Origin of the sequence: Nonomuraea sp. NPDC005730, from assembly GCF_040630865.1 — a bacterium.
Lineage (GTDB): Bacteria > Actinomycetota > Actinomycetes > Streptosporangiales > Streptosporangiaceae > Nonomuraea.
In genome coordinates this window covers 42,576-48,575 of record NZ_JBEXYK010000073.1, presented here as the reverse complement: position 1 = coordinate 48,575, position 6,000 = coordinate 42,576, and the positions used below count along the sequence as shown (strand labels likewise).

Sequence of the window (6,000 nt, the reverse complement as noted above, 5' to 3'; positions counted from 1 at the left end):
GCAACGCGCTCATCTCGCCGTCGCAGTTCCAGCGGATCCAGTCCGACCCGTCGATCTCCGACCGCATGGCCAACAGCCCGTCGGGCTACTTCCGCGACAGTGGCGGCTGTCGTGGGTGGACCGGGTGATGCCGGCGGCTGTGACGAGGGCGCCGCCGAGTGGCGACGTAGCCGGCCGAGTCCGCCTGCTCACGGTGGCGACGCAGCTCGCGCGCCGGGTGCGATGCCGGTGAAGGCGTGTGCCGGGCGCGCGGGACAGGCGGTCGTGTTCTCCTCGACGGTCGGCACGCCGAGCACCAGTGTGCCGCTGGACCGCACCAGGTTTCGAGTGGGACGGGGGTCGTCGAATCGTTCTATGTCAGTTCTACGAAGGTGGGATTGGTGTAGCACCAGAGGTCGTGCCAGGGGTTCTCGTTGCGGCCTGTGTCGGCCGCCGGCTCCGTCCCGCCGGGAGCGCTGCGCCTGCCGTCGGTGCCGCGCAGCCGGAAGTAGAACGGCTCGCGCACGTCGCGGAACTTGTAGTGGAACTGGGCGACCCGGCCCTTGCCCCTCGGCATGAACGACTCGACCACACTCACGTCCGGGGCGGTGAAGACGTCGGGGTCGGCGGCCGGCCCGGTGATCGCACCGCGGATCAGATCCAGGCGGGCGAGCCGGGGGATCTCTTCATTGGCGTTAGGACGGCCGGCGAGATCGACGGAAATGGTGATGGTGACGTCGTCGCCGCGCCGCACCGACAGCCGTCCGCCGAATGTGGCCGGGGCGTTGCCGGGGGCGTGCGCGTCGACGTGCAGCCCGCCGATGAGGCCGCCCATCGACACCCAGGATCGCCCGGCCTTGATCGCCTCCATGACCGCGCCATAGCTGCGTGAGGTCGCCCCTACCACCGTGCGGCTGAACTGACCGGGCCAGAAGTCGGCGTGCCGCAGCGGGACGCCGCCGTCGATGGGATCGGGGTATCTACCGTGCTGGTCGTACCAGTCAGCAGGCCGGGAGGGCTCGACGGTCGTGTCACCGTTGTAGAAGTGGCCGTCGGAGTTGGCAGTGATCCACCAGCCCTTGCCCTCGGCGAGCATCGAGTCCCACATGCCGCCCAGGATTCCGGTCATGGAGTCGAAGCCGCCGTACGTCGGGTAGTGTTCCGGCCGCCAGCCGGCCCAGGAGTCGGCGTCGGCGGTGTTGTTGAAGTCGCCGCGGGCCCTGGGCTCGTTCTGGGCGCCAGGCGCGCCCTCCATGCCGACTGCGATGTTCGGCGCCTTGTCGCGATAGGTGCGCAGGTCACGCGGGGAGTACCTGCCGCGCCGCATCACGTGGTTGATCAGGAACAGCGCGGAACTCGCCGAACCCGTGCGCAGCGCGGTCTCGAGCCAGGCGAGCGCCTCCAGCGCCTTGGCCTCGTTCGCCGGGCTGCCGGCGCCGGTGCCGTTGATCCTGGAGTCGAAGAGCCGCTCGAACGCGCGCAGCAGTTGGATCTCATCGCGAGCACCGTCGAAGAACACCGTGGCGTGCTCGCCGCCGGGAACGTTCCATTCGAGCCCCTGCCACAACAGCAGCTCAGGGTGCTTGGCCCGGGAGGTGACGATGTCGGCATAAGTGGACTCGACCGCGAACTTCTCGTGCGCGGCGTGCCCGTGGTCGGTGATGACCAGCCAGTCCAGGCCGTGCTTGAGAGCGCCCGCAGCCTGCTGCTCAATGGTGTACATGCCGTCGTAGCTGTACTGCGTATGAACGTGGTGGTCGCCGGCCAGCCAGTGGAGCGCGCGGGAGCCTCTGCTGGTTGCGGCGGCGGGACGCGTGGTCAGCCCTCCCAGAGCGGTGACGCCGAGACCGCTGATGCCGAGCAGCCCACTGTTCAGCAGAAAGCGGCGCCGACCGAGGTCGGCGGGCGACAGTTCGGTCTCTGAGACGGACAAGTCGGCGAACGCAGCCGTTCCTTCCGGTGCGCTGTGGGAGTGTGCATGGGTGCGGCACATGGGACATACCTTTCATCTGGAATACCTGGCGCGTCGTTCTCGGGTGGCCCATGAGCTTGCGCACGAAGTGGGGCGGAGCAGGTGAACCTGCGGCCCTTCGTCACGCTCGCAGAGGAGCGTGACGGCTTGCATGGGGAGGAAGCGAATGCTGGGCGACTTCTTGCCGAACGGCGGAAGGCTCCGGTGAGCCATCTGTGGCGCTGTTCGGGGCGCCTCTGCGCTGCCAGGCCTCCCCAGCGTCTCCAACAGGTCAGGTAGTTCCCGGCAAGGTCCCAGCCGCAATCTTGCATGTGACTGCCGGCCTCTGGTACGGCAATGGGGCGGTCAGTCTGTCCGACATCCGTGCGTGACGTGCGGCGATTCGCGCAATGGTGACCCGTGCCTGATCGCAGTGATATTCGCGTGACGGTCTGCGCAATGATCGGATAAAGAGGACCCATGTCGATTCGTGTGCGCCTTGACGACCTGTGCCAGGAGACCTGGGAAGCGGTGGCCGAGCTGAGGGTGGCTGACGACCAGGCTGATCTCATCGCGTCGAACCTGTACTCGATTGCGGAGAGCCGGTTCTTGCCGGGCTTCGTGACCCGTGCGGTGATGCACGATGAGCGCGCCGTGGGCTTCGCGATGTACGGTCCCGATCCCGATGACGGCCAGATCTGGCTCTATCGCTTGATGATCGACAAGGATCACCAGGGGAAGGGGCTGGGCCGAGCGGCCCTCCAACAGGTCATCGCCCACGTGCGGGACGCGTTCGACGTACCGGTGCTGCGGTTGGGAGTGCGTGGCGACAACATCGCGGCCAGGGCGCTCTACACCTCTGCCGGCTTCGTTCCCACCGGGCAGGTCTTCGGCAGGGAGGACGTCCTGGAGCTCCGTCTGCGAACGGGGCACGAGTAACTTCAGGCGTGTGGCGAAGCGGTGCAGACCAGGCTGACGTCCCCCACGGGCCTGCCGCACGAGGACAGCCAGGTAGACGTCAGCAAGAGCATGCTTCCCCGTGGAACCTAGGACGGGCCCGAGCGGAATGGCCGTTCTCGAGAAATCGAGAACGGCCTTTCCGTGTACTCCTGGGGATCAGATGGGGACAGACATGGACAGATCGTGGTGCCTAACCCCCCCTTGACCGAGGGACAAGGGGGTCGTACAAATCTCGTGCTGAGGTGCTTGTCGGCAGGCACGGTCGTCGCGCGCCGCCGGCATGCCCGGCGGGAGTCTCCGGAGGCTCTCAGCCGATCAGGTTGTAGGCGGCGGCCACACTCAGATAGGCGAGCGCGGCGAGGACCACGACGGTGCAGTGAACCCGCCCGGCCAGGGTCCACCAGCCCTTGACCCAGGCCAGCCCGGAGGTGACCAGCGTCACGCCGGCCCCGGCCGCGGCCAGGACGGGCAGGGTGGTGATGGTCGTGAACAACGGGCTGCCGCCCAGGAAGAACTCGGCCTGGTTGGCGTCGAAGTCTGCGAACATCGCCACGAGGGATCCGGCGGAGGCCGTGACGAGCACCGCCGTGATCCACGCGGGCAGCCCGGCCAGGCGTGGCCCGCGAACCGGCCGCCGGCGCGCCGTCCGCCCGGCTCCGGCGGCAGCCCCGAGAGCACCTGCGGGTGCGGATCCGTCACTGGACCCGCCGGGCCTGCGGCGGCGCCGCGCGAGGCGTACGGCATGTGCGAGGGGTCCGCCCACAGCCGACAGCAGCAGCACGGTCAGGCTCACGCCGAGCACGCCGAGATGCAACGTGGGCGACTGGTACCAGGCCAGGCGCTCCAGCGGCCCCGCCGGGTTCTCCGTGGCCAGCAGGCCGTCAGGGCGGAACCGGATGGTGCGGTAGCCGTTCTTCTCGCGGAACAGGGCGGGGGCGATCTGCGTCCACTGGCGGCTCTCGGTGGGGCCGAGCGCCACCGCGCCGGTGGTGGTCAGGAGGCCATCGCCGCCCGCGCTGACCGTCACGGTGCTGGTGAGCGAGCTGAGCTTGCCCAGGTCGGTCATGTCGGCGGCCAGGGCCGTACGGTAGGTGCCGGTGTACTGGGCGACGTCGGGCAGCGGGCCCGGCGTGCCGTCCGCCGGGGCGGGGGCCGGGGCGAAGCGGTCGGCGAAGGCGTTGACCAGGGACCAGGCGGAGTCGGGCCCGCCCTTGCCGATGCCGTTGTAGGAGGCGTAGACGCCGATGCCCCGGTCGGGGATCAGCGCCATGATCGTGAAGTAGCCGGGGATGTTGCCCCGGTGCACCAGCAGGCGCCGGCCGTTCCTGGTGTACTCCTGGAAGCCGTACCCCATGCCGGCGGTGCCCTCGGCGTTGCCGAAGTGGTGGCTCTGCATGAGCCGCACGCTGTCCGGCCTGAGTATCCCCCCGCCGCCGGTCAGCTGGGCCAGCATGAACGCGGCCATGTCGGTGGCGGTGGAGCGGAAGCCGGCTCCGTGCGGCGGCATGTGCCCGTATTTGGCCCCTTCGGCCCGGACCTGGTGGCCGTCCTGGAGACGGTAGCCGGGGGCCAGCGCCTGGGCGACGGGGCCGGGCTCGGGCTGGGCCATGCTGGAGTGCGTCATGCCGAGCGGGCGGAAGATGTTCTCCTGCACGTACTGGTGGAAGGGCAGGCCCGAGCGCACCTCGACCAGGTAGCCGGCCAGGCCCATCCCGTAGTTGGAGTAGACGGCCCTGGTGCCGGGCGGCCGGATCCGGGGCGGCTGGTGGTCGGCGAGGTGGGCGCCGAGCGGGTGCACATCACGGGCGGTGGCCGCGCCGGTGCCGAAGTCACCGCCGGCGAACCCGGCGGTGTGGGTCAGCAGGTTCGCCATGGTGACCGGCCGGCCCGGGTAGGCGTCGTCGATCTTGAACGTGGTGAGGTACTGGTTGACGTCGGCGTTCAGGTCGATCCGGCCCTGTTCGACGAGCTGCATGACGGCGGTGGCGGTGATCAGCTTGGCCACCGACGCGGGGGCGAAGACGGTCCGCTCGGCGTCCACGGGACGGCCGGTCTCCACCTCGGCGACGCCGTATCCCTGGGCGAAGACCTGACGGCCGCCCGCCACGACGGCGATCGCCGCCCCCGGGATGTGGTGCTCCTTGAGCTGGCGGGGCACGTAGGCGTCGGCGAACTGCCGTACCGACCGTGCCGGATCGGCCGCCGTCGCGGCGGCGGGGGCGCTCACTGCCAGCAGCGGCACGGCGACCGTCAGCGAGCACATGAGGGCACGCCAGCGGGACGATTTGCGTTCGAGCAGCATGAGCTGCTCTCCTTTCTGTGGGAGCACGTACGCGTCAAAGGCACGCCGTCACGGCGTGGTCGTGCGGTTCCGCCGTCCGGGGGTGAGTTGCCGCTCGCCCCCGGACCTGTGTCACAGGCTCGTCAGTCGACGCTGAGCAGGATCCTCTCCATCGCCGCGACCTTCTCCGTCAGCTCGCCCAGCCTGGCCTGCACCTCACCCTGTCGCTGCACGGCCTGCTCGGCCAGTTCGCGATATCTCGCCATCTCGGCCGTCAGCACGTCGGTGCGGTGCCGTTCGAACCGGAAGTAGAACGCCATGCAGGCCGTGATCGCGCCGAACAGAATCAGCACGACCACGATGGGGATCACGATGGAACCGATGTCGATCACTGCGGGGTCTCCTGCACCTGATGGGGTCCTTCCTCGTCGTCCGCGCGCAGAGCCGCGAGGACGGTGTCGATCGTCAGGGTGAGCTCGAAGGGCAGCAGCTCGATGTACTTCATCGCCTTGCCGTCGGCCGACAGCTCCAGCCGCCCTTCGACCAGCCCCGCCTTCTCCAGCCGCTCCAGATGCATGTAGAGCAGCGCACGGGACACCTTGATCCGGCGGGCCAGCTCGCTGACGTGGACCCGGCCGCCGGCGAGCTCGGCGAGGATCTGCAACCTGAGTGGATGCCCGACCGCGCCGAGGAGGCGGAGCAACTCTTCGCTGGTCGGCATGTCGTCCTTGAATGGTCTGTCTTGCTTGCACCTGTTAGTTCAATCTTACAGGTGCAAGTGTACGCGTCAAACCAGGGTGTACCGCTTGAATATCTAGTTACGCGGCCT

5 protein-coding genes are annotated in these 6,000 nt (G+C 68.9%); 1 reads left to right on the top strand and 4 read right to left on the bottom strand.

Annotation, left to right across the window (positions count from 1 at the left end; translation table 11 throughout):
* Positions 1-352: 352 nt before the first annotated feature.
* On the bottom strand, positions 353-1,912 hold the full coding sequence (locus ABZ444_RS44955; protein ID WP_358010356.1) for a PHP domain-containing protein: 1,560 nt from the start codon (positions 1,910-1,912) through the stop codon (positions 353-355).
* A 498-nt stretch (positions 1,913-2,410) separates the two neighbouring features.
* On the opposite strand from ABZ444_RS44955, the gene ABZ444_RS44950 reads away from it, so the two are divergent.
* A complete protein-coding gene (locus ABZ444_RS44950) occupies positions 2,411-2,869 on the top strand; it encodes a GNAT family N-acetyltransferase (protein WP_358010354.1) in 459 nt (152 codons plus the stop codon).
* A 328-nt stretch (positions 2,870-3,197) separates the two neighbouring features.
* Here ABZ444_RS44950 and ABZ444_RS44945 read toward each other — a convergent pair whose 3' ends face one another.
* From ABZ444_RS44945 to ABZ444_RS44935, 3 genes are all read right to left on the bottom strand, one after another.
* Complete coding sequence (locus ABZ444_RS44945; RefSeq protein WP_358010353.1) at positions 3,198-5,192, bottom strand: serine hydrolase domain-containing protein; 1,995 nt, start codon at positions 5,190-5,192, stop codon at positions 3,198-3,200.
* 122 nt (positions 5,193-5,314) lie between these two features.
* On the bottom strand, positions 5,315-5,563 hold the full coding sequence (locus ABZ444_RS44940; protein ID WP_352326865.1) for a hypothetical protein: 249 nt from the start codon (positions 5,561-5,563) through the stop codon (positions 5,315-5,317).
* A complete protein-coding gene (locus ABZ444_RS44935; RefSeq protein ID WP_358010352.1) occupies positions 5,560-5,892 on the bottom strand; it encodes a winged helix-turn-helix domain-containing protein in 333 nt (110 codons plus the stop codon). Before ABZ444_RS44935 ends, ABZ444_RS44940 begins: the two co-directional genes overlap by 4 nt.
* Positions 5,893-6,000 lie beyond the last annotated feature (108 nt).